The following is a 22,197-nucleotide window of genomic DNA, read 5'->3' on the forward strand; positions in this document are numbered from 1 at the left end:
CTGTTTATAATTTTAATTATGATAGCTTTTTACTATAGTAAAGGCAAATATTTGTCCAGCTCGTACTGGCTGATGTTCAGACGGTACTGGCTCCACTCCACTTTCTTATTGGCCACAAACTTTTCAAAAGTATGCTTGCCAAGCGCTTTAAGGGCGATATCGCTCTTTTTAAGCTCGTCCACCGCCTGGAATAAGTAGCCTGGCAGGTTTTCAATTTTATGGCTTTTACGGTCTTCTTTACTCATACCAAAAATATTTTCCTCTATAGGCTCACGCAGCGGCAGTTTATTTTTAATACCGTCTAACCCTGCCGCCAGCATGACTGAAAACGCCAGGTAAGGGTTACACGCCGGGTCCGGAAAACGGCACTCTATGCGCGTTGCGTTAGGCTTGCCTGTTTTAACCTGCGGTATTCTTACAAGCGTGCTTCTGTTTTTTCTGCCCCATGCAATATAAACGGGCGCTTCATAACCGGGCACCAAACGTTTGTAGGAGTTTACCCACTGGTTAGTTACCGCGCAAATACCCTTTACATGCGCCATAATGCCCGCTATATAATGTTTGGCGGTGGGGGAAAGGTAATAGGGGTCCTTCTTGTCAAAAAACGTATTTTCACCGTCTTTAAATAAAGATTGGTGCACATGCATACCGCTGCCGTTCTCGCCCTGTATTGGTTTAGGCATAAAGGTGGCGTACACTCCGTTGGCCTCGGCAATGGTTTTAACTACGGCTTTGTAGGTGATAACATTATCGGCCATTTTAAGGGCTTCGTCGTACCTTAAATCAATTTCATGCTGCGAGGGGGCCACCTCGTGGTGCGCGTATTCCACACGTATCCCCAGCTTTTCTAACATTATCATAGTTTTACGGCGCAGAGAGTGTGACTCGTCTATCGGTATAGTATCAAAATAACCGCCTTTATCTAAAGGCTCTACGCTTTTATCATTTTTAAAATAAAAAAATTCTAACTCAGGCCCTACCATAAAGTTGCTAAAACCCATTTTGCGCATTTCGGCAAGATTCTTTTTAAGAATATATCTTGTGTCACCCTCAAACTGTTTGCCGTCGGGCATTTTGATATCGCAAAATACGCGGGCCACGGGCATGCCCATAAGTTCCTCGGGTAATATTGAAAATGTGTTTAAATCAGGCACGGCAACAAGGTCGGACTCAAAAGTTCTGGCAAAACCCTCTATAGAAGAACCGTCCAATCCCATCCCCTCGGTAAGCGCGTACTCCATTTCACGGTGGGAAATAGAGAGAGACTTAAGATTGCCCAAAATATCCACAAACCATACCTTTAAAAACTGTATGTTATTTTCCTGGCAGGTACGCATTATTTCTTCTATTTTTTTAATTTCAGCGGCCGTCCTTGTTATTGCCATGGTAACGTCTCCTTTTATTTTACTCCCTCACCCTTTTAGGGGAGAGGGAAGCGAGTGTATACGAGCAGGGTGAGGGTGATGCACACAAATATGTGCTGTTACTAAATTAAGTGCTTTTTAATAAACAGCTTTAGCACCCTCCCCCTGCCCTCTCCCCTAAAAGGGAGAGGAAAATATATAAAAAAAACCCCGCCGTTAGAGGCAGGGGTGCTAAAATTGTGGGACGGCGGATGTCTCCTTAAAACAAGGAGCGGACAACATATCAAACTGCATGTAAAGCCGTCTTTTTATGTGCATAATATATTCTACTATAAAAAATTCCACGGCGCAAAATTACGCCGTAATTTAAGATTGGTAATTGGCGTCTTCTTCGGTTTTTATTTCTTTTTCTTTTTCATCGTCTTCCGGGGCAATTTGCTCTGCGTCGGCGCTGGCGTCCAGGTCCAGCTTGCGGGCCACGCCGGTAATGGTTGTGCCTTGTATAAGCACAGACAGCAGTACCACGAAGAAAACTATGTTAAATATAAACTCCGCCCCTTTAACGTGCTCGGTAAGCGGAAAAGTGGCCAGCACAATTGGCGCCGCGCCCCTAAGGCCGACCCAAGATATAAGTATCTTCTCTTTAAGCGTATTGCCAAAGGGTTTTAAACACGCGAACACCGCTATTGGCCTGGCTATAAAGAAGAGTATTAAAGCCACTACTATACCCTCTAGCGCCACGTCCATAAGGCGCGACGGGTACACCAGCAGCCCAAGCGTCAAGAACATCACCGCCTGCATCAGCCACGCTATACTGTCATGAAAAGTGATAAGGTTGCTTTTATGGCGCAAATCAAAACGGGAGAGGTTAAGCCCCATAAGAAAAACAGCTAAGAATCCGTTACCGTCTAAAAGTGAGGTTATACTGTAGGTAAACAGCACAAAAGAAAACGTAAGCACGGGGTACAACCCCTCGTACTGCAAGTCAAGACGGCGTATAATAACCTCAAGCAGTCTTGATATGCCTAAGCCCAGCGTAACGCCCCAAAAAATCTGTTTAAGAAAAAGTATTGTAACGCTGGCAAAGTTTAGCGTAGGCATTGTCATTATCTGTATAACAATTATGGTAAGAAATACGGCGGAAGGGTCGTTACTGGCGGATTCTAACTCTAAAAGCGGCTTTAATGTGCCGCGCAGTTTAACATTACGGGAACGCAAAATGGAAAACACGGCCGCGGCGTCGGTAGAAGAGATAACCGCGCCCAAGAGAAAGCTTTCCATCATTCCTCTGCCAAGCACCAGCCATACCAAAAGCCCCACTATAACGGCGGATAATAACACCCCCACGCTGGCCAATGTAATAGCCGGCCACATAACAATACGCGTACGTTTAAAATTGGTGTCTAAACCGCCTGAGAACAAAATAAAAGACAGCGCTATGATACCAAGCGTTTTAGCAAAATCCACATTATCAAACTGTATTTTTCCAATACCCTCAGAGCCTGCCAGCATACCCACAAACAAAAAAACTGCCAGCACGGGAATGCTAAACCGTGATGACATTTTGCTTGCCACAATGCTTAACATTATCATTACCGATCCTGCCAGCATTATATATTCTGCTATAAATTCCATGTAAGAAGGCCCCTTAGTCTTTGTTATAGTTTACTAAAAAAGGTGATGGCAGGTCTATAAAAATCATTATATATTTAACTGCTGTTCATTATAATTTGATAAAATATTATAAATATGAATAAAAATACATTTCAGGACCTTGCCTTATCAGAAGTAACCCTAAATACAATTAAAACAATTGGCTTTACAACACCTACCCCGGTACAAGCGGCGGTTATACCGTTAGCGCTGGAGGGCAAAGATATTTTGGCCTCCGCCCAGACAGGTTCGGGCAAAACATGCGCTTTTGCTTTACCCATAATAGAACATTTAACCCAAAACCCTAAAAGCACCGCCCTTATAGTAGCGCCCACGCGCGAACTGGCGCTGCAGGTGCATAAAGTTTTTACGGAACTTACCGTAAAACACCCCAAACTATCCTCAGCGTTTTTAGTAGGCGGGCAAAGCGTAACCAACCAGCAGAGAAACCTTAAAAAAAATCCCCGCTGCGTTATAGGCACGCCGGGCCGTATTAACGATTTGCTTAAAAGAGGCTCCTTAAGTTTTGCCAATACAGAAGTTGTGGTATGGGACGAAATGGACAGGATGTTAGACATAGGTTTTCTCTACCAAATTAAAGAAATTGTGGCTCGTCTGCCCGCGCAAAAACAAACTATGATGTTCTCGGCCACGTTCCCCAAGCGTGTAGCAAAGTTGGCGGAGGAGTTTCTGGTTAACCCCAAACGTGTAACCATTGGTGAAGAAAACGCCGTAGCCGCAGGCGTAAAAGAAGAACACTTTGAAATTTTAAGAGACGAGAAATTTGAAAAATTACAGGATATTTTACGCTCACGCGGCGGCTCTACCTTAATTTTTGCCCGCACGCAGCGCAATGTTGAGTGGATGGCCAAAGCGCTTGAAAAGCTTGGGTTCAACGCCATACCTTTGCACGGCGGCCTTACGCAAGGCAAACGCACCAAAGCCGTAAAAGATTTTAGAGAAGAAAAGTTTGACATAATGGTAGCCACAGACGTCGCCGCCAGAGGTATAGACATACCACATATTCAGCTGGTAATTAACTATGACCTGCCGCTGCACGCCGAGGACTACATACACCGCATTGGCCGTACGGCACGCGCGGAACGCACGGGCACGGCGATATCATTTATAAGCAAAGGGGAAAAACACCTTTGGGACGATATACAAAAGTTTCTTGCCGGCAAAGACGTAGCGCAGCGCCCCGTAGGCAAAGATTACAAAGAATTTAAGAAAAAAGAAAAACGCGCCGAAAAGCCCAAATCTTTCGCCCAAAAAAGAACGGAAGCCAAAAGAACCGCGCGTAAAAACGCGGGCAAAAGCTCCCGTACAGCCTCAAGGGCAGAATTTAAAGCGCAGCAAAAAAGAGATAAAAAATTCGCTCCTAAACAGCGTGAAGAAAAAGAAGAGGTTTTTACAAGTAAAAAGGAATTTAAAAATTTTGAGCAAAAAGAACGCGGCGCTAAAAAAAGCGGCTTTGAAAAGTTTGACAAAAAACGCGGCTTTGAGCGCGAAGATAACTTTGAAAAGAAAGACAACTTTAAACGCGGCGGCAAGTTTGAAAAAAGGGCACCTCGCGGCGGCGGTAAACCCGCCTACAAAGGCCGCTCCGGCGGCAGGCAGGAACGTGACGGCGACAAAAAGTACGGCGCAAAAACGGGCAAACCCTTTAAAGGCGGCAAAAACGCCAAGTTTAAAACACGTGACGCAAAAAAAAGTAAATTTAAAAAGTTTACGCAAAAGCTTAAAAAATTTATTAAAGGAAGATAAAAATTAAAATGAAAAAACTATTATCTTTATTTTTGGCTGTATGTTTAATATCGGGCTGTTCCGTAATGGGTGGCACCAAACAAAAGCTTACCGTTATGTCAAACGTTGACGGGGCGGATGTATACATTAACGGCCAAAAAGTAGGCGTGACCAACTCCACATTCAAAGTAAAAAGAAACCAGGAAGCGCAGATAATGGCAAAAAAAGAAGGTTATAAAACAGGCTACGCCTACACAAGCACGCAGCTTAGCAAGTTGGGCGTGGTTGACCTGGTGGCCGGGTGCGTAATTCTTATTCCGTTTATAGGCCTGGCGTTTCCGGGCGCGCATAAATTAAGCCATACCAACCTGGTAGTAGAAATGGAAAAAGAAGCGGCGTAATTAACGTAAAAACAAATAAAAACTTTATAAAAATAAGATAGATTGCTATAATGTAAATAAGATTTGGCTGTTGCCATAAAACATGTCACAATTTACGTTGCAAATTCATACTTTTTGCCCCGGTAGCTCAATTGGATAGAGCAGATCCGTCCTAAGGATAAGGTTGTAGGTTCAATTCCTATCCGGGGTGCCATTTTAGTTATTACTATAAGCCTGCCAAGTGCGGCAGGTTTATTTTCTTCGGAGGGTTTTATGAATAAGGGTTTTACATTAATAGAACTTTTAGTTGTCGTTTTAATAATAGGCATACTTGCCGCGATTGCCTTACCGCAGTATAACAAAGCGGTAGAAAAGTCCCGCGTGTCTGAAGCCGTGGTTAAGCTTAAAGCCGTAGGCGACGCCATGGAAAGGTATCTGCTGCAAAACCAGAATATAACTAAGGATATGTCGGATTTGGATATAGATATACAAGACCAGTATTACACATATTCTATAGGTGAAGACAGCGATGTTGATTATTTTTGGTATATCAGGGCAGTGCCGCCGGGCGGCGCTTATGTTTTGTCTTATTTTATTGTAACTAACCAAAATACCAATTACTATAAATATAATCACAGGATTACCTGTCTGCCGCAAAACGATATAGGCAAAACCAAATGCAAACAAATCGGCAAAGACCAGCACAAATATGGTTTTAATGAGGATTTAGAAGCCACTTATATAATTTAGCTGTTTCGCAAAATATAATTATTCTAAATAACCGTCTTCTAAAAAAGAAGACGGTTATTTAATTTAAAAACTAAGTATAATTTATTACAATGGGCCAATAGGGGGGAACACAACTATGAAAAACGGCGTGATGATGCAGTACTTTGAATGGAACATACCTAACGACGGTAATTTATGGAAAAATTTAAAAGCGGACGCACAACACTTAAGTGACGTCGGCATAACAGGCGTATGGATACCGCCGGCCTATAAGTGCGACCAACAAAACAGCGTGGGCTATTCCCCATATGATATGTTTGACCTGGGCGAGTTTGACCAAAAGGGCAGCGTACGCACCAAATACGGCACAAAGCAAGAACTTAAAGAAGCCATTGCCGAGCTGCATAAATACGGCATAGAAGTTTACCTGGACGCCGTTATGAACCACAAATCAGGCTCCGATTATACCGAAAAATTTATGGCGCAGGAAGTAAACTGGGACAATAGAGAGCAAACTGTCAGCGACCCTTACGAAATTGAAGGCTGGACAGGTTTTAACTTTGACGGAAGAAAGAACCAATATTCTGACTTCAAATGGCACTACTATCACTTTACAGGCGTGGACTATAACAAAGCAAACGGCAAAAAAGCTATTTACCGCATTTTAGGCGACGGCAAAAAATGGGCCGATGGCGTAGACGGTGAAAAGGGCAATTTTGATTACCTTATGTACGCCGATATAGATTTTGACCACCCGGAAGTAAGAATAGAAATGAAAAAGTGGGGCATGTGGGTGGCCAAAGAGTTGGAACTGGACGGCGTAAGGTTGGACGCTATTAAGCATATTAACGACGAATTCATACAAAACTTTCTTGAGGCCGTACGCGCCAGCCTGCCCGACAAAAAGTTTTTTGCCGTGGGAGAATACTGGAAAAAGGACATAGGCTCTCTTATAAATTACCTTAATGAAGTAAAGTACGAGGTAAGCCTATTTGACGTATGCCTGCACTACAATTTATACCAGGCGTCGCAGCAGGGCAGAGACTATGATTTACGTAATCTGATGAACGACGCCCTTGTTGCTAAGCGCCCGCAAAACGCGGTAACGTTTGTGGATAATCATGACTCGCAGTGGGGCAGCTCGCTGGAATCTCAAATTAAGTCTTGGTTTAAACCGCTGGCCTATGGATTAATTTTACTTATGAAAGAGGGGTACCCATGCCTCTTCTACGGCGACTACTACCGTTTGGGGGATAAAGAATCCCCGCATCATTTAATAATTGACCTTTGTCTGCAGGCGCGTAAAAAATATGCCTATGGCGAACAGGACAACTATTTTGACCACGGCAACACAGTTGGCTTTGTAAGGCGGGGGACAAAGAACACCCCGGTTCTGGCCTGGCGTTTTTAATGTGCAGCGGCGACAACGGCGGCAAAACCATGTTTGTGGGTGAGGAGCGCAAAGGCGAAGTCTGGCGCGAGTTTACCGGAAATATAAAAGACACCGTAACCATCGGTGACGACGGCAAGGCGGAGTTTAAGGTATCGGGCGGCAATATAGCAATATGGGTTAAAAAAGAAGATTAACTTATATCTGCGGTAAGTAATAATAAAAGCGACTATTTTTCCACATAGGCCAAAGGACCTAAGACGCCGTAGGTCCTTTGGCCCTGGTAATAATTGTTAATAAACTATATAATTTTATTAGAAAGTTATTTTCGAGCGAGGTTCAACATGAAAAAATTATTTATTACATTTTTAGCTTTAGCCGTAATCGGCACCGCCGCGTCGGCGCAGCAAATAAGCAAATCCTGGGCGGATTTCCAGGTTATTAAAGAACATAAAACAGAATTTATAAAAGTAATTAACAGCACCAAAATATCTTTTGACAATAAAGTTAAAAGAACCGGCGAAATTTACCGCGCTCAGGCAAAACTTGCTTCACAATACGTTAACAAATATACGCCTGACCAAAAAACAAAAAACTCTCTTATAGCCTTAGACAGAGAACTTGCCGGTATGCATTCGCAGTTGGTTGACTTAAAAGTTGAATTAGATGACAAACTTACACGCGAATTTTTTAACGACTGTGTCGCCATACAAAAAGGTTCTCTTAAAAAAGAAACATTAGACATCGCGGCTAAAAAAGCGGCTAACCCTAATTTAGATACAGCTAAAGACTATTTTAATAAAAAGACTTTCAAATCTTTTCAGGACAAATATTACAACATTTCACTGAAAGACGCCCTTAGCCTGCAGCACAAAGGTGAGTTTTACCAGAAATATACAGACAAATACGGTAACACTGTTTTACCGCCCAGCTGCGTAGTTAAATTTTAGTTTACCAACACCCCCGCCGGTACTACAACTACCGGCGGGGGATTTTGTATAAAAGTGAGACAAACTTATGAATAAGAAACTTTTAGCTTTAACCGCCGCGCTAACTCTAATTCCCTGTGCCATACACGCGCAAACAACAGCTGATAACTTTAACGCTAAAGACAGCGCGGAGCAAATTACACTGTTAGAATCATACCAAACCTTTCCTTATAAATTTTTAAACGACCAGGACGTTCCTTTCGAAGAAAAACTGAACCGCGTAAACCATATTGCCGCCCAACTGCAAGATATTGAAAACGGCGCCCAATTGCCACTGCCACAGGACGGGGCGGCAAAGTTGCAAGACGCGCAGGCCAATATAGCGCAAATTAAAGAAATTATGCTTGAAGTAGAAAGTACTGCAAAAAGGTATGCTGGGGAAGTTATAGTTTTTTGTAAAAAAACAAAATCCCCGGCTAACGGTGTAATAGCAAAAAAGCTTAACAATGAAGCTTTGAACCTTACGGCTGACTATAAATATTATTTAGACGGTTTTTACTACTCAAATTTTGAAGACCGTTACGTTGGCTATGACCTTAAAGACGTGCTTTTAACGCAATACACCGCCGAGCTGCTGCTGCGTGAAGCAGACAATCTTAAATAAAATATAAGCAAATAAAAATCCCCCGGTTAAACCGGGGGATTTTTTTTATAACACTAAAAGGTATATGTGTCGTATCCGCCTTTTGTAGAGTGGAATTTAGTTCCCAAGGCCTTACAAATCCGGCCTCCTTTTTCAGTATACGCGCCGCAGGTTAAATGCGTGCCGTAATTTTGTGTGGACACATAGAAAGCTATTTCATAATCAGCGTCCTCATCACTGCCGTTAATCTTATTAAAAGCCATAAAATTAGCGTCTTGCGGGTTATAATTGCTGTTCCACCATGAATAACGGAAGTTTTTTAAAGGGGGCAGTTCTATATCTAGTTCATCTAAAAAAGATAAGTCCCCGGCTGCTGGCAGAGAATCGTGCTGTAACTGGTAGCGTTGCAATGCTTCTCCTGCGGCTTTTACGGCCACAACGGCCTGCATAGCCCTGGACTTTTCTACCGCTTTAGTATACTGCGGCAGCGCGATAGCGGCCAATATGCCTATTATTAGCACCACAACCAGCAACTCTATCAGGGTAAACCCTTTTTTCATACTGCCTCCTTTTTTGATTTATTGATATTATACAACAAGATTTACTTTTACAACTATTACCCTTTAATACAAAGCCCCGCAAATTTGCGGGGCTTTTATGTAAACATATTAAAGTAGGCAGTAAAATGTATCTGCATTAGCAGCAGATAGTTTGCCGCACAATGCCTCGCACGCTTTTAGCCCTTTAGGGCTGGTATTATACGCCCAGCAGCCCCTATTACCCTCTTTAAAAATAGGACTAGTGGATATCGGGCTCTGCCCTATAAAAATATAACGGCCGTCTTTATGAGAATTAAGCGCTATATATATGCCCCTGTAATAAACAAACTCCCAATTTTTGTTTATAGGAATATCCACATCTAAAACTTCATTCATTTTATCTGTACTAGGAAATGATGTTCCCACGTTAGGATACTCACCATGCTGCAAAAAATACCTTTCTAAAGCCTGGCTCCATGCGGCCAATTGGGTTACAGCTTCCATACTGCGGGACTTTTCTACCGCTTTATTATACTGCGGCAGCGCGATAGCGGCCAATATGCCTATTATCAAAACCACAACCAGCAATTCTATTAATGTGAATCCATTTTTCATAAATTTTATTCTTAATATTTTATAAGGCTGTTAACTTTTATTCCTTCTAATTTTTCCATCCCCTTAAGAAAGGTTAAATCCATTAAAAATGTCATACCCGCCAGCTTAGCGCCGGACATCGCCACCAGCTCCGCCGCCGCCTTAGCTGTGCCGCCCGTGGCAAGCACATCGTCTACAATAAGCACAACGTCATTGGGGGTAAAAGCGTCTTTGTGCACCTGTATCTCATTGGCGTGATACTCGCACTCATAAGTAACACTATACGTTTCGCGCGGCAATTTGCCTTTTTTTCTTACAGGCACAAAACCTACGCCAAGCGCCAGCGCCACAGGCGCCGCCAGTATAAACCCGCGGGAATCTATACCCGCCACTTTTGTTATACCCGCGTTTTTAAACGGGGCTATAAGCTGCGCAACCATTTCAGTAAAAGCGGCGTGGTCGTCCAAAAGGGGGGTAATATCTTTAAATATTACGCCCTCTTTAGGAAAGTTAGGCACGTCTTTAATATATTGTTTAAGGTCCATGTTATTTTTTCTTAGTTGTCTTTTTGGTTGTCTTAACCGCTTTGGCGGGTTTGTCCGCTTTTTTAGCGGGGGCTTTTGTTTTAGGCGCGGGCTTGGGTTTGGCCTCTTTGGGCTTTCTGCCGTGGCGTTCAACAGCGTTTTTGGCGGACTCACGCAGGCGCACTTCTTCCATTCTTTTTCTTAAAAGTCTTTCAAGCGCGCTGTTGCCGGTTATTTCACCCAGCACATTAGTTTTTTGCTTAAGTTCCATACCGGTGTGAATATTTTTGGTTCTGAAATCCTGCGGGATATTACGCTCCAAAATGCCCAGCTTCTGCGCTTTTTTTCTAAGGTGGTTTACAGCGCGTTCCTCAATTTGGCGCACGCGCTCACGGGAAAGGCCCATAACCTCTGCCACTTCGCTAAGCGTCATAGGTTCATTGGTTTTAAGACCGTGGCGCATCATTAAAATTTCTTTATCGCGCGGCGTAAGCTCGTTAAGAGCGCCAAGCAAGTCGGCGTTAGAGCTGGAACGGGAAAACACATCATCTGGGTTAGCCGTGCCATCGTCAGACAAGGTATCTTCCAGCGTGGTTTCGTCCTCGTCACCCATAGCAAGCGCCAATGAGTCCACGCCTTTAGCGGCGTTAATAGTTTCTAAAATTGATTTTACCTTACGCGCGCTCCAGTCCAGTGCTTCAGACATTTCTGTTAAAGACGGCTCATGCCCCAGGTTCTCTCTAAGAGCGTTCCAGGTGCGGGACCACTTTTTAATATCGCCCCAGGCGTGCGACGGTATTTTAATAGTGCCGCTTTGCTCGTCTATATATTTGCGTATTGACTGGTCTATCCAATAAATAGCGTAGGTGGAAAAACGGAAGCCTTTAGACGGTTCAAATTTTTCTATAGCCTGCATAAGGCCTAGGTTGCCCTCTTCTATTAAATCTAAAAGTTCAATGTCGGGGCGCATAAAACGCTTGGCCGCCGGCACTACAAGGCGCAGGTTAAGCTCCATCATTCTTTGTTTTGCCGCTTTGTCGCCTTTTTTAACGCGCGCCCAAAGTTTTGCTTGCGCCTCTCTGTCAATATCTTCGGACACTTCCCCAATGTGTTTAAAATACTGGCTTAAAGAATCTACATTTTCGCTCATTTTTCGATGTTCCTTACTTGTTCATAAGTGCTGCAAACCATTTTTTAAAAATGGATGTTAATTGTTTTTGTTCCGTTTGGTTAAGGTGGCTTACGGAGCGTTTGATAATAGCGTCGTACTGCTCCCACGCTTTTTCCACCACGTCGCTGCCGGCGGCGGTTATTTTAATAACGTTTACGCGGCGGTCAGTTTTGCTGGGGCTGCGTGTAATAAACCCCTGCAAAGTCAAACGGTCTAAAATTTTTGTTATATTCCCGGCGGAAACTATTAAACGTTTGCATATATCCACCTGGCTCATACCTTCTTTGCCGCCGGTGTACTTTACAATCATAAGTATATTGTACTTGGCGGGCGTTAAATCAAACTTGGCAAGGTAAGACGACGCCTCGTTATTTATCATATTATAAATAAGCGCCATTACATAAACAATTGCCTCATAGTTTCTACCCTTCTCAGGCAAAATACCGTAATCCCTAAAATCTGGCATACACACCTCTACACTAGTATAACTTCATTGTACACAAATATTTAAAGTTTAGGTTGACAAAAGAATGTTTAACTGGTAAACTATTTACCAGTTAATCAAATATGGAGGTTTTATGATAATACGCACACCGGGCTACAGGCCCGCGCCAAATCCGGCTAAAGAAATATGGAAAGCGCTTACACCCGCTATGCTTCTGCCATTTATAGCGGCTGTGTTTTACTTTAATATATTTGACGGCAGCCCATTAGCAAAACACATTTACGGCGCCAGCAAAATATTTGTGCTGTTATGGCCTATAATAGCTATGAAGTTTATTATAAAACGCCCTTTTGATATACCCGTAATGCTGCGCTTTGACGCTAAAAACGCCGCCCTCGGTCTGGCGTGGGGGCTGCTGATATTTGGCGGCGCGGTGGCCTTATGGTGCTACCCGCCGTTTGCGCAGGCGGCTAAAGCTAACGCAGGTTTGGTACAAGGCAAGGCGGCAAACTTTGGCGTTACACAATATTATTTGGCGTACAGTATTTTTATATCCTTCTTTCATTCTTTACTGGAAGAGTACTACTGGCGCTGGTTTGTATGCGGCCGTTTATTAAAGGTGGTTAAACAAAATACTGCGGTTATAGTTTCGGCCATAGCGTTTGCGTTACATCACTTTATAATATGTAACTTCTACTTCCCGCTCACATGGGCATTGTTTTTAACATTCTGGGTAGCGGTAGGCGGTGTGATATTTAACCTTTTATATAAAAAGGGCAACACGCTTATAAGCCCCTGGCTGGCGCACATGGGCGCGGATTTAGCTATAATGTACGTGGGCTACAAACTTATATTTTAAGGATATCACATGAAAATAAAACCGCTGCATTTAACGCTGCTTGGCATTGTAGGATTGTTTTTAGTATGGTCGGGCATTAGCCCGTACGACAGGTTAACCTGGTATATGGAGGTAGCGCCCGCCATTATAGGCGCCGCTATACTTATAGCAACCTATAAAAAGTTTAAGTTTACCGATATTACCTACTGCCTTATAGCGTTTTTCTGCGTAATACTTATAGTTGGCGGCAAATACACCTACGCGCTTGTGCCTGTGGGCGATTATGTTAAAGACCTTTTTGATATGAGCCGCAACCACTATGACAGAATGGGGCACTTTTTCCAGGGCGTAATACCCGCGCTTGTTGCCAGAGAAATACTTATAAGAATAACTAAAGTAGGCAGGGGAAAAATGTTATTTTTCCTATGCGTGTGCGTGGCGATGTTTGTAAGCTCCACCTACGAACTTATTGAATGGGCGGCGGCGGAACTTGTGGCTGACGGCGCGGCGGACTTTTTAGGCTCTCAGGGCGATATTTGGGACGCACAGAAAGATATGTTTATGTGCCTGCTTGGCGGCACATTCGCGCAGTTAGTATGCGCCAAGTGGCAGGACAGGCAAATGCAAAAGCTTTAAACAAAAGCCCTGTTGATTAGATTTAAAAAGCCCCGCCGTATTGCGGGGCTTTTTTATCTCTTCCTAAATCTTACGGGGTGAGGTTTTATTTCAATAAGTGTCGCCGCGCATAGGGCCAGTATAAAAACAGCCGCCAGCAGCTGCATAGAGTACTCAAACCCGCTGCGGTGTATTAACAATGATGTCACCCATATACCCACAGCGTCTACAATAGCTGTTAATGATATATAAAAAGCTAAAATTTTGGCTCTCATATATTCGGGCGTATTAATAGTTAAAAACGTTGTCATCATGGCGGCGTAAGCGCCAAAAGGCGCGCCGCATATAAAACTGGCAAATAAAACAACGGGCTTGTTTATTGTCAGCAAAAATATAGCTATAGGCAATATGTAAGCAGCGTAATTAAGTATAAGCATAGTTTTAAACTTAACTTTTTTACCATATACAGCGTAGCCAAGCGCACCTAACAGTATACCTATGCCAAACGCGCTTTCAAGCATACCTAAAAATACAGAACCATAACCATATAAATTAACATAGCTTGGCAGCACCACAGATTCCCACGCCGTATAAATTATAAAAAATGGCAGTGTAAAAAGTATTGCCAGGTATAAATGCGGCCTGCGCAGCACATAAATAATCGTCTTTTTAAAAGTAGATTTTGACTTAAACTTGAGCGCGCGTTCACGCCTTTGTATCATTTGCAGGCACAAAAGCACCGCAAGCAAAAAGAAAACGGCCGAGTATAGTACCGCGCTGCCCACGCCAAAAGCGGCTATAATAAACCCGCCTGTTAACGGCCCCATAATGGCGGCGGTACCGCTGACTGCCTCTCTAAAGCCAAAGGCCTTGTGCGGGCTTACCTTGGCGTAGCGCGCGTACACGGGTATTACCGCACCGCGGGCCACTTTGCCCGGCGCGTAAAAAAACGCGCTTAAAAACGCCATCATAACAAGAAAATAAAACGGAATAAAAGAGTATGTTACACAGAAAAATATAACTATAGTGCACAGCATTTGGCACAGATCAGAAAGTAAAATAGTTTTACGCGCGCCCAGGCGCTCTATAATATTACCGCCTATGTAGGAGCCGAATATAGCGGGCACCATCATAGCAAAACTAAGCACGCCAAGCGCAACCGCCCCGCCTGATATTTGCAACACATACCACGGCAGCACAAGTACAAGAGTATAACGGGCCATGGCTGTGCAGCCCTCCATAGACAGAAGGCGTATAAGCGGTATTTCTTTGCGTTTAATAAGGTGGCGCATATTAAATAAATTATAGCTTATCTATTTAATGTATGCCCCTTTACAAGGCCGAATATCCAAGCCCCGCAGTGACAACGTTTTAAAGCAAAAGACGAAGAAAAAGTCCTCGTTTTTCACAGTATTTTGTTTTAAAACTAGGAGCGCGGGGCGAGGTATATCGTGAGTGCCGGCAGGCCGAATATCCGAGCCCCGTAGTGACAACGTTTTAAAGCAAAAGACGAAGAAAAAGTCCTCGTTTTTCACAGTATTTTGTTTTAAAACTAGGAGCGCGGGGCGAGGTATATCGTGAGTGCCGCCAGGCCGAATATCCGAGCCCCGCAGTGACAACGTTTTAAAGCAAAAGACGAAGAAAAAGTGCATATGATAGTTAATTTTGGTATAATATGTCAAGGGATTTTTATGCAAAAAGTTATTACTAATTATAACACAGTACTTGAAGGCATAAAAGCGGCGTGCAGCGCCACCCATACCAATTTTGAAAACGTACACCCTATGGCCGTTATAAAATACGCCAAAGAGGAAGATATTTTAACCCTTCTCAGTCATAACGGCGGCCCCGTTCACGCGGGGGAATCAAAACTGCAGGACGCCATGGCCAGGTGGGCTAAAACTGAGTTTAACTTATTAAGACCGCGCGTTACTTTGCACTTCATCGGGCAATTGCAAAAAAATAAAATTGCCAAAATAGTTAATCTTTTTGATTTTATAGATTCAATAGCAAGCTTTGAAACCGCTGTATTTACAGACGCAAAGGCCAAAGAGCAGGGGAAAACAGTTAACTGTATGGTGCAGGTAAAACTTACTGATTCCGTTACGCAAAGCGGCGTAAAAATGGCCGACGCGCCGGGGTTGATAAAACAAATAAGAACGCTTGCTAACATTAACCTGCTTGGCATTATGGCTATAGCGCCCCAGGCGGATAACGCCGAGGATTTAAGACCTGTATTTAAAGAAGTAAAACAGCTGTGGGACAGTGAATTTGGCGGCGTGCCAGGCGCGCAGTTATCACTGGGAATGAGCGGGGACTACGCCGCAGCGGTGCGGGAAGGTTCTACAATGCCCCGTATAGGCAGTGCCATTTTTGACTAATAAAGACCGCAAGGTTATAGTTAAACTCTTGGAGGAAAAATGATTATAAAAGTACGTGTAATTCCAACAACAGGGGATAATGAAGTTGTCAGCAGAATAGGCAGTGTGCTAAGAGTAAAAGTAAAAACCAAGAGCATAGAGGCCGAAGCTAACGATATTATCCAGGTTTTTCTTGCTGAGTTTTTTTCCGTTGGTAACGATAACGTTAACATCGTAAAAGGCGCTAAAGGCAAGGAAAAAACGGTAGAAATAAGGGGTAAGAGCGAAGAAGCTCTCAAAAAAGTGATGGACGCTATTCCGTAATTAATTAAGCCCCGCATACTAAGGCGGGGCTTTTAGAATATTTAAAATGCTTTGTTTTTATATCTCCTCTCCCTTGTTTGACGGGAGAGGAAGTTTTTATTTGGGCGCATGCACAAATAAAAGCAGGAGAGGGTGAATATGAGTGCTAGTTGACATCTAATGTTTACGCATAACTCTTCGACAAATATGATTTTATATAAAAAGTGCCGTTCCCTCAGTGAGGTACGAGTTATACCGCGCCGTAGCGAAGCGAAGGCGGGCGTGAGGGTCTCAAGCCAAAGCCGTGTAAGACACTTTGCTTTAACAACGCAACACCAAGCGAAGATTAGCATTTGTTTTAATAGGATATTTTTTTAATATAATGTTGTTAGATTTTAATGAGGTAACATTATGGCAGATTATAAAGACTACTACAAAATTTTAGGTGTAAATAAAAGCGCGTCAGACGCTGAAATTAAAAAAGCGTTTAAGGCGGCCGCGCGCAAGTACCACCCCGACATGCACAAAGACGCGGATAAAGCCGCTATGACGGAAAAGTTTAAAGACATAAACGAAGCGTACGAAGTGCTCTCAGACAAACAAAAAAGAAATATTTATGACCAGGTAGGCCCGGACTACAAAAAATACGCAAACGGCGGCGCTGGGGGATACCAACGCCAGTCCGCGGGCGGCAACCCGTATGAGCAGTATTACGGCGGGTCCGGCGGGGGCGGCTCGCAGGGGTTTAACTTTCACAGCACCGGCGGTTTTGACTCAGGCGATTTTAGCGACTTCTTTCAAAGCATATTCGGCGGCGCTTTTGGCGGTGGCGGCGGGGGTATGAGCGGGTTTAGCGGTTTTGGCGGCGGGCAGCAGGCGGCCGGCAATGCGGCCGATGAAGCCAACCTGCAAGTGTCTTTAGAAGACGCTCATAAAGGCGGCAAAATGCGCCTTACTCTGCCCACAGGCAAAACTGTGACCGTCAATATACCCGTTGGCATAAAAGACGGCCAAACCTTAAAACTTAAAGGGCAGGGTTCGCAAGGCAGAAGAGGGGCAAAAGATTTACACTTAAAAATTTCTATCACGCCGCACCCGGTATTTAACGTAACGGGCAGTGACCTGGAAGTTAAAGTACGCGTTATGCCGTGGGACGCTGTGCTTGGCGGGCAAATATATGTGCCCACATTAGACGGCGACGTTAAAATCAAAATACCCGCAGGCACGCAGACTGGTAAAAGAATGAAGCTAAGCGGCAAGGGCCTGGGCGGCAAAGGGGATTTGTATGTAAGCATGCTTATAGACATACCCACAAACCCGTCGGCAAAACAGATGGAACTGTTTCAAAAACTTAAGGACGCGGCGTAAACGCTGTAAACATTATGGACAAAGATAATCACGTAAAACAAGACGAGTGGCGCTATACTACCTCAAACACCAAAAGCCGTACGCGCGTAAAACGCGCCAGGCAAAAGGCCAAACGCGCACAGGTAAAAAAAGCTATAAAAGAAGATGAGTTTGAATAACAAAACCCCCGGCGTTGCCGGGGGTTTTGTTATTTAGAGATTGTTCTTAACCTAGGCTCCTTATCAGGCGCCTGGTCCGGAAATTCCGCTATAAACTGCATAAGCAAATCATGTATTTCCGTTTCAAACTTTTCTTTATCTTCCGCAGGAATATCTTTAAACGCGGCCGCCTCGTAGGTGCCGTAAAAGGCTATAAATTCATTGGTAGCCACATTATAAACCTTATTTTTTTGTAAAGGCTCACCGTTAATTTTTATAATGGCGTGCCTGGGCTTATCTCCGTCAAAAATAATATCCGCCTCCAGCCCGCTGTACTGAAATAAAGAAAAATTGGGCATGACTGTAGTTATAAGTAAATTAGCTATAAAATCACCGCTAAGCTTAATAGTGGAAAGTTTGTTATACGGCATAGACAGCACCAGGTCACGCACAGTAATTTTACCTTTGGGCAAAATATTTCTAAAGCTGGTGGAGTTTAGTATGCCAATGTCTGCATCTTCCACGGAATCTTTTACAATATCCGCCATCAAATTGCCAAGCTGGCTGTCCAGCCTGCCGGGCTCGTTGTTGGTGTAATAAAAGCTGTTTTCCAGACGGCCGATAACCTTTTCATATTCAGGGTTTTTAATGCCGTCGAGAATGGTTTTAATGGCTGCGTCCTCCCCTACCGCGTCTATGTAAAGAGGGACTTTCTCGTGTTTGGCGGATTTAAAAACATTTGTGTCATCGTCAAATGTCATTATAATTTTAGAAACGCTTTTAAGCTGGGTGCCGCTCTCGGCAAATAAAGTACCGTCCGCTATGGCGCTGGCTTCAATATGCCTGTGCCCGCCCAGCATAACATGCGCTTTAAGGGGGGAAGAGGCCGCAATTTCTTTAGGCGGGTTACCGTCGCGGATATCGTAGTCTGAAGAATGTGTAAGAACAACAACAGCGTTCACATCATTTTTATATACTTCCGCCATGGCAGATTTATAAGATTCTATTGTGTCGCGTTCTTTAAATGTTTTATTTTTACCGCCGTTAAGGCCAATGCCTACTACGCCTATTTTAACACCGTCTACATTAAATATCTCGTATTCTTGTGTAGTACCTATGCTTAAAAAGTTTGCGGCAAGCACCTTGGCGTCCATAGACTTGGTTACGTCGTAAACTGACGCGCCGAAGTCAAACTCGTGATTGCCTATTGTTACTGCGTGGTAACCCATAGCGTTATAAACCCGGGCAGAAGTCATGCCTTTGGAATCATTGGCCTCCAGGTTGCCTTGCATAAAATCGCCGCTGTCAAGCAGGAGGTAATTAGCCTGCCCTTTACTATCTTTCTTAATAAAAGCGGCCAGCGCGGCAAAACCGCCCTGCATGCGGCCGTTTTCATCTTCTTTGGCAAAATAATAGCCGTGCGTATCGCTGGTGTGGTATATTACAATATCTTTGGCCCACAATCCGCAAGCAAAAAATACGGCAGTTAAAATTAATGAAAGTCTTCTCATTTATGAATTATACTATTCTTAGAAGTAGAATACATGGGTCAAAGGACCTAAAATTAAATAGGTCCTTTGGCCCATGTAAATAATACGGATTAATCTTATTATATAGTTATACTATTTCAATATAGGAGAGTTTATGAATAAAAAGCTACTATCTCTACTTATAGCGCTTACATTGTGCCCGGCGCTTGCGTCCGCCCAAAGCATGAAAAAAATTGAACAGGATATTAAAGACACATACCAGCAAAAAGAAATTGCCGCTCAAGAATATGAGCAAAAAATTGAACAACTTGAAAAAGATAAAAAAGCACTTGCCAAACGCTTAACGGCAAAAATTGATAAAGCGGTTGCTGATAACGCGCCCCAGGCAGTTATAGACAATTTAGTTAAACAAGGCGCAAAGGTTTCCCCCGGCGTGGCGGCGCAGTCCGCTAACCCTGAAGTATGGAAATTTACCGACGCTCAGTATTTTTTAAACAAAGCGCTTCATTATAAAAATTTTGAGGCCATAGAGTATGCTATGGCGCCTAATAGAGACTATTTCTACAACCCCAGAGAACTTGAAAATTTTTTCTTAGATATATCTAAATCAAACGCGCAAATACAACGCTTTTTTGCTATGCCCCAGCGCACACAGGCAAATTTAATTACAGACTACTTTTATCATATGGGCCAAGAAAAAACAAGCAAAAGATTACCCACTACAGAAGTAATGAACATTGCCTACAAAGTACTGCAAAATGAGGCAAAACAAAAAGAAAACTCTATCTTCATTAATAACGGTGAGATAAACTGGTCAAAACTGGGCCTTGCGTTTTACTTCTATCTTAATAATGATTATAATTCCACTCAAAAGAGTAACATCGGAATAAAAAACTCCAATACCGTTTTAGTACAAGCTTTTAGAATGGCCGAGGCCCTGCAGCCGGGCAGCGTGGCGCCTGAAATTTATAAACTGGTAAAAGACTCTTTCTGTGAACCACAGCGGGCTATCCGCTACATGCAAATGGCAAAATACGCAGGCGCGGATTTAAGCGTTATAAAAGATGACCTTGTAAAAAAACTTGATGATAAGACAGCCTATTTCAGCGGTACGCTGAAAAAAGAAACTTATGCAAAGAAGAAAGCTTTTTTAAATATTCTTGAGGGCAAATCGCCCGACGAGTCATTAGGTTTTACGGATTGGCTTAGAACAGCGTTATATTAAGATATTGTTTATCAGTTAGTTTTTAAAAGCCCCGCTTGTTTAAGCGGGGCTTTTAATTTTATTTCTTTGTATATTCTATATCTTTAACCAAGTCTTCAAGGTCCTGTTCGTGTTCAATTTCCTCTTCCATAATATGGCGGGCCATATGTGTGGTAATAGCGTCTTTGCCTTTGCACATATCAAATATTTTTTTGTATACGGCAATAGCGGCGCGTTCGCCTTTAATGTTTTGGTCTAAAAGAACGGTTGTATCGGGGTTTGAAGGAACTTCATAACCGGCTTTTGTTTTTTCATACCAGGCTTTAGGCTCTAAAAGCGGCGTGCCGCCGAGTGATATAATTCTGTCGGCCAGTCTGCCCGCGTGGTCCAGCTCTTCTCCGGCGTGTTCTTCAAGTTCTTTTTGAACGTCGGGCCTCATTAAGCCCTCGGCCACTTTTGCGCCTACCCAGTACTGGTAATAGGCCAGCCATTCGTCTGCAAATGCGCTGTTAAGCGTTTCAATTAATTCATTTACGTCCAAACCGCCTGCTTTTACTATTTCAATGTCTTTTGTTCCCATATGTAGTACCCTCCAAGTAATAAATAATCATTACTCTTTAATAATACATCTATTTATACCCCTTGTAAAGGGTCAAAATTAACGTAAAAAAGTTCTGTACAAAAGCAGATAAGTTTGGTATAGTTAATATAGTTAGTTCCTGCTAACATATTGAACAACCAGAGGACACCGTGAAAAAACTTTTAAGCATCGCACTATCCGCCGCACTTTTTATTACATCCGCGCCGTATGCCAGCGCTCAAAGCAAAAAGGATTCCGTAGCGCTCTACCACGCCCAGCTGCAAACAATTAAAGATAATATTACAGATTTACGCACAGAGCTGGACAAACTGGAAGCTGAACAAAAAAAGACCGAAGAAAAAATAAAGCAGCAGTACAAGCGCAACCTTAAAGCGGGCATGACAGAAGAAACTGCCGAAGAAAAGGCTAAAGAAAACGTAATGCAGGCCAGCCTGGCCCTTGCCGGAGATTTGCTGATGCTGCCCGGTAGAATGCAGGCAAACATCGCCGGGATAGGACCGGATTTTAATGTTAAAAGAGATATTAAAAACCCAAGGCTCTTGGAAATTATAGGCGACAAAGGCTACGGTGTTTTTGCCACAATTATGGTGGCAGAAGCTATAATCGCCTTTGAATGCTTTGACAAAGCTAAAAAACTGCAGTCTTTAAAATGGGCAGCCAGGGGCGCGGGCGCTACGTTTATGATAGTAACATCCGTAGCCGTGCTGGCAAGCAGTTTTAAAACTTACTCAGACTTTAACCACCCGGCCACAAGCGCGGACAAAAAGGTGGAAATGCTGCTTAAAAACCCGGACTACTTTGCCTCGCAGGGGGAAAACCTGGAAGATACCGCCATGGCGCTTATGATGTTGTTTGAAAAGCACCCTGAAATGATGGACTATATGTATAATTATACCAGCTACCTGCGCTATCAAAATAAATATAAATCCATACCGGTATCTCTCTTTTGGGAGGCTGACCAGGTGCCTGCTGACAAGCTTACCCGCCCGCTTGCCTATTCACTCATGGTAAAAGCGCTTTACAGGGCGGAAAAACGCGCGGAAAATGTGCAAAAACAATATAAGAACGCTGTTGATTTAAACAAGCTTACCGTGCCTGAAATAAAGGATAAAAATACTTTGCTCAACCAATTTCAAACACTGCAAAAAATACAAAATAAAAAGAGTAAATAGAT

The 22,197-nt window shown here is 43.3% G+C and carries 23 protein-coding genes, 1 tRNA gene and 1 pseudogene; 15 read left to right on the top strand and 10 right to left on the bottom strand.

All coding sequences use genetic code 11. The features are described 5' to 3' along the window. Nucleotides 1–32: 32 nt before the first annotated feature. Together AAIR98_RS06010 and AAIR98_RS06015 are read right to left on the bottom strand one after the other, a co-directional pair. A complete protein-coding gene (locus AAIR98_RS06010; RefSeq protein ID WP_423971292.1) occupies nucleotides 33–1,385 on the bottom strand; it encodes a glutamine synthetase family protein in 1,353 nt (450 codons plus the stop codon). Between the two features lie 345 nt (nucleotides 1,386–1,730). Then, nucleotides 1,731–2,999, bottom strand: a complete 1,269-nt coding sequence (locus AAIR98_RS06015) for a potassium/proton antiporter (RefSeq protein WP_423971293.1) — start codon at nucleotides 2,997–2,999, stop codon at nucleotides 1,731–1,733. Nucleotides 3,000–3,113: 114 nt separating this feature from the next. Here AAIR98_RS06015 and AAIR98_RS06020 point away from each other — a divergent pair, with 114 nt between their 5' ends. From AAIR98_RS06020 to AAIR98_RS06050, 7 genes and pseudogenes are all read left to right on the top strand, one after another. Then, nucleotides 3,114–4,784, top strand: a complete 1,671-nt coding sequence (locus AAIR98_RS06020; RefSeq protein ID WP_423971294.1) for a DEAD/DEAH box helicase — start codon at nucleotides 3,114–3,116, stop codon at nucleotides 4,782–4,784. Nucleotides 4,785–4,792: 8 nt separating this feature from the next. Next, nucleotides 4,793–5,164 carry a PEGA domain-containing protein gene (locus tag AAIR98_RS06025; RefSeq protein ID WP_423971295.1) on the top strand — a complete coding sequence of 124 codons (372 nt, stop codon included), beginning with the start codon at nucleotides 4,793–4,795 and terminating at the stop codon, nucleotides 5,162–5,164. Between the two features lie 116 nt (nucleotides 5,165–5,280). Beyond that, a tRNA-Arg gene (locus AAIR98_RS06030) sits at nucleotides 5,281–5,357 on the top strand. Between the two features lie 59 nt (nucleotides 5,358–5,416). Beyond that, a complete protein-coding gene (locus tag AAIR98_RS06035; protein ID WP_423971296.1) occupies nucleotides 5,417–5,893 on the top strand; it encodes a type IV pilin protein in 477 nt (158 codons plus the stop codon). A gap of 115 nt (nucleotides 5,894–6,008) precedes the next feature. Then, nucleotides 6,009–7,459 (top strand): annotated as a pseudogene (locus AAIR98_RS06040) (alpha-amylase). A gap of 147 nt (nucleotides 7,460–7,606) precedes the next feature. After that, nucleotides 7,607–8,212: a class I SAM-dependent methyltransferase gene (locus AAIR98_RS06045; RefSeq protein ID WP_423971297.1), complete on the top strand. Its 606-nt coding sequence runs from the start codon at nucleotides 7,607–7,609 to the stop codon at nucleotides 8,210–8,212. A 67-nt stretch (nucleotides 8,213–8,279) separates the two neighbouring features. Continuing rightward, nucleotides 8,280–8,855 (top strand): hypothetical protein, encoded by a 576-nt coding sequence (locus AAIR98_RS06050; protein WP_423971298.1) that lies wholly within the window; start codon nucleotides 8,280–8,282, stop codon nucleotides 8,853–8,855. Nucleotides 8,856–8,908: 53 nt separating this feature from the next. Here the strand turns inward: AAIR98_RS06050 and AAIR98_RS06055 are convergent, their stop codons facing one another. The 5 genes from AAIR98_RS06055 to AAIR98_RS06075 all read right to left on the bottom strand — a co-directional run bounded on the left by AAIR98_RS06055 (nucleotide 8,909) and on the right by AAIR98_RS06075 (nucleotide 12,128). Further along, nucleotides 8,909–9,394 (bottom strand): type IV pilin protein, encoded by a 486-nt coding sequence (locus AAIR98_RS06055; RefSeq protein WP_423971299.1) that lies wholly within the window; start codon nucleotides 9,392–9,394, stop codon nucleotides 8,909–8,911. 108 nt (nucleotides 9,395–9,502) lie between these two features. Beyond that, a complete protein-coding gene (locus AAIR98_RS06060; protein ID WP_423971300.1) occupies nucleotides 9,503–9,988 on the bottom strand; it encodes a type IV pilin protein in 486 nt (161 codons plus the stop codon). An 11-nt stretch (nucleotides 9,989–9,999) separates the two neighbouring features. Beyond that, nucleotides 10,000–10,512, bottom strand: a complete 513-nt coding sequence (locus AAIR98_RS06065; RefSeq protein WP_423971301.1) for an adenine phosphoribosyltransferase — start codon at nucleotides 10,510–10,512, stop codon at nucleotides 10,000–10,002. Between the two features lies 1 nt (nucleotide 10,513). Further along, nucleotides 10,514–11,641, bottom strand: coding sequence for a sigma-70 family RNA polymerase sigma factor (locus AAIR98_RS06070; protein ID WP_423971302.1), 1,128 nt, complete (start codon nucleotides 11,639–11,641; stop codon nucleotides 10,514–10,516). Between the two features lie 13 nt (nucleotides 11,642–11,654). Then, the gene (locus AAIR98_RS06075; protein ID WP_423971303.1) at nucleotides 11,655–12,128 is read right to left on the bottom strand and encodes a MarR family winged helix-turn-helix transcriptional regulator; all 474 of its coding nucleotides are present in this window, start codon (nucleotides 12,126–12,128) and stop codon (nucleotides 11,655–11,657) included. Between the two features lie 112 nt (nucleotides 12,129–12,240). Here AAIR98_RS06075 and AAIR98_RS06080 point away from each other — a divergent pair, with 112 nt between their 5' ends. After that, a complete protein-coding gene (locus tag AAIR98_RS06080; protein WP_423971304.1) occupies nucleotides 12,241–12,966 on the top strand; it encodes a CPBP family intramembrane glutamic endopeptidase in 726 nt (241 codons plus the stop codon). A gap of 9 nt (nucleotides 12,967–12,975) precedes the next feature. Then, complete coding sequence (locus tag AAIR98_RS06085) at nucleotides 12,976–13,581, top strand: DUF2238 domain-containing protein (RefSeq protein ID WP_423971305.1); 606 nt, start codon at nucleotides 12,976–12,978, stop codon at nucleotides 13,579–13,581. A 53-nt stretch (nucleotides 13,582–13,634) separates the two neighbouring features. On the opposite strand, the gene AAIR98_RS06090 is transcribed toward AAIR98_RS06085, so the two are convergent. Beyond that, nucleotides 13,635–14,852 carry an MFS transporter gene (locus AAIR98_RS06090; RefSeq protein ID WP_423971306.1) on the bottom strand — a complete coding sequence of 406 codons (1,218 nt, stop codon included), beginning with the start codon at nucleotides 14,850–14,852 and terminating at the stop codon, nucleotides 13,635–13,637. Nucleotides 14,853–15,251: 399 nt separating this feature from the next. Between AAIR98_RS06090 and AAIR98_RS06095 the strand changes: the two genes are divergently transcribed. The 4 genes from AAIR98_RS06095 (at nucleotide 15,252) to AAIR98_RS06110 (ending at nucleotide 17,749) form a co-directional block, all read left to right on the top strand. Next, the gene (locus tag AAIR98_RS06095; protein ID WP_423971307.1) at nucleotides 15,252–15,941 is read left to right on the top strand and encodes a YggS family pyridoxal phosphate-dependent enzyme; all 690 of its coding nucleotides are present in this window, start codon (nucleotides 15,252–15,254) and stop codon (nucleotides 15,939–15,941) included. 39 nt (nucleotides 15,942–15,980) lie between these two features. Further along, nucleotides 15,981–16,244 carry a DUF167 domain-containing protein gene (locus AAIR98_RS06100; protein ID WP_423971308.1) on the top strand — a complete coding sequence of 88 codons (264 nt, stop codon included), beginning with the start codon at nucleotides 15,981–15,983 and terminating at the stop codon, nucleotides 16,242–16,244. A 390-nt stretch (nucleotides 16,245–16,634) separates the two neighbouring features. Then, nucleotides 16,635–17,591, top strand: a complete 957-nt coding sequence (locus AAIR98_RS06105; RefSeq protein ID WP_423971309.1) for a DnaJ C-terminal domain-containing protein — start codon at nucleotides 16,635–16,637, stop codon at nucleotides 17,589–17,591. Nucleotides 17,592–17,605: 14 nt separating this feature from the next. Further along, nucleotides 17,606–17,749, top strand: a complete 144-nt coding sequence (locus tag AAIR98_RS06110) for a hypothetical protein (protein WP_423971310.1) — start codon at nucleotides 17,606–17,608, stop codon at nucleotides 17,747–17,749. A 29-nt stretch (nucleotides 17,750–17,778) separates the two neighbouring features. Here AAIR98_RS06110 and AAIR98_RS06115 read toward each other — a convergent pair whose 3' ends face one another. Continuing rightward, a complete protein-coding gene (locus AAIR98_RS06115) occupies nucleotides 17,779–19,239 on the bottom strand; it encodes a bifunctional metallophosphatase/5'-nucleotidase (RefSeq protein WP_423971311.1) in 1,461 nt (486 codons plus the stop codon). 133 nt (nucleotides 19,240–19,372) lie between these two features. Between AAIR98_RS06115 and AAIR98_RS06120 the strand changes: the two genes are divergently transcribed. Beyond that, nucleotides 19,373–20,443, top strand: coding sequence for a hypothetical protein (locus AAIR98_RS06120; RefSeq protein ID WP_423971312.1), 1,071 nt, complete (start codon nucleotides 19,373–19,375; stop codon nucleotides 20,441–20,443). A 58-nt stretch (nucleotides 20,444–20,501) separates the two neighbouring features. Here the strand turns inward: AAIR98_RS06120 and AAIR98_RS06125 are convergent, their stop codons facing one another. Further along, entirely contained in the window at nucleotides 20,502–21,002 is a 501-nt protein-coding gene (locus AAIR98_RS06125) for a ferritin-like domain-containing protein (RefSeq protein ID WP_423971313.1), read from the bottom strand. A gap of 170 nt (nucleotides 21,003–21,172) precedes the next feature. Here AAIR98_RS06125 and AAIR98_RS06130 point away from each other — a divergent pair, with 170 nt between their 5' ends. Continuing rightward, on the top strand, nucleotides 21,173–22,195 hold the full coding sequence (locus AAIR98_RS06130; RefSeq protein ID WP_423971314.1) for a hypothetical protein: 1,023 nt from the start codon (nucleotides 21,173–21,175) through the stop codon (nucleotides 22,193–22,195). Nucleotides 22,196–22,197: the final 2 nt, after the last annotated feature.

The organism is Elusimicrobium simillimum, assembly GCF_049639735.1.
In the GTDB taxonomy this organism is placed as follows: Bacteria; Elusimicrobiota; Elusimicrobia; order Elusimicrobiales; family Elusimicrobiaceae; genus Elusimicrobium; species Elusimicrobium simillimum.

Coding starts and splice junctions, on each gene's coding strand:
- AAIR98_RS06010 (WP_423971292.1), bottom strand. CDS start 1,385: ATGGCAATAACAAGGACGGCCGCTGAAATTAAAAAAATAGAAGAAATA.
- AAIR98_RS06015 (WP_423971293.1), bottom strand. CDS start 2,999: ATGGAATTTATAGCAGAATATATAATGCTGGCAGGATCGGTAATGATA.
- AAIR98_RS06020 (WP_423971294.1), top strand. CDS start 3,114: ATGAATAAAAATACATTTCAGGACCTTGCCTTATCAGAAGTAACCCTA.
- AAIR98_RS06025 (WP_423971295.1), top strand. CDS start 4,793: ATGAAAAAACTATTATCTTTATTTTTGGCTGTATGTTTAATATCGGGC.
- AAIR98_RS06035 (WP_423971296.1), top strand. CDS start 5,417: ATGAATAAGGGTTTTACATTAATAGAACTTTTAGTTGTCGTTTTAATA.
- AAIR98_RS06045 (WP_423971297.1), top strand. CDS start 7,607: ATGAAAAAATTATTTATTACATTTTTAGCTTTAGCCGTAATCGGCACC.
- AAIR98_RS06050 (WP_423971298.1), top strand. CDS start 8,280: ATGAATAAGAAACTTTTAGCTTTAACCGCCGCGCTAACTCTAATTCCC.
- AAIR98_RS06055 (WP_423971299.1), bottom strand. CDS start 9,394: ATGAAAAAAGGGTTTACCCTGATAGAGTTGCTGGTTGTGGTGCTAATA.
- AAIR98_RS06060 (WP_423971300.1), bottom strand. CDS start 9,988: ATGAAAAATGGATTCACATTAATAGAATTGCTGGTTGTGGTTTTGATA.
- AAIR98_RS06065 (WP_423971301.1), bottom strand. CDS start 10,512: ATGGACCTTAAACAATATATTAAAGACGTGCCTAACTTTCCTAAAGAG.
- AAIR98_RS06070 (WP_423971302.1), bottom strand. CDS start 11,641: ATGAGCGAAAATGTAGATTCTTTAAGCCAGTATTTTAAACACATTGGG.
- AAIR98_RS06075 (WP_423971303.1), bottom strand. CDS start 12,128: ATGCCAGATTTTAGGGATTACGGTATTTTGCCTGAGAAGGGTAGAAAC.
- AAIR98_RS06080 (WP_423971304.1), top strand. CDS start 12,241: ATGATAATACGCACACCGGGCTACAGGCCCGCGCCAAATCCGGCTAAA.
- AAIR98_RS06085 (WP_423971305.1), top strand. CDS start 12,976: ATGAAAATAAAACCGCTGCATTTAACGCTGCTTGGCATTGTAGGATTG.
- AAIR98_RS06090 (WP_423971306.1), bottom strand. CDS start 14,852: ATGCGCCACCTTATTAAACGCAAAGAAATACCGCTTATACGCCTTCTG.
- AAIR98_RS06095 (WP_423971307.1), top strand. CDS start 15,252: ATGCAAAAAGTTATTACTAATTATAACACAGTACTTGAAGGCATAAAA.
- AAIR98_RS06100 (WP_423971308.1), top strand. CDS start 15,981: ATGATTATAAAAGTACGTGTAATTCCAACAACAGGGGATAATGAAGTT.
- AAIR98_RS06105 (WP_423971309.1), top strand. CDS start 16,635: ATGGCAGATTATAAAGACTACTACAAAATTTTAGGTGTAAATAAAAGC.
- AAIR98_RS06110 (WP_423971310.1), top strand. CDS start 17,606: ATGGACAAAGATAATCACGTAAAACAAGACGAGTGGCGCTATACTACC.
- AAIR98_RS06115 (WP_423971311.1), bottom strand. CDS start 19,239: ATGAGAAGACTTTCATTAATTTTAACTGCCGTATTTTTTGCTTGCGGA.
- AAIR98_RS06120 (WP_423971312.1), top strand. CDS start 19,373: ATGAATAAAAAGCTACTATCTCTACTTATAGCGCTTACATTGTGCCCG.
- AAIR98_RS06125 (WP_423971313.1), bottom strand. CDS start 21,002: ATGGGAACAAAAGACATTGAAATAGTAAAAGCAGGCGGTTTGGACGTA.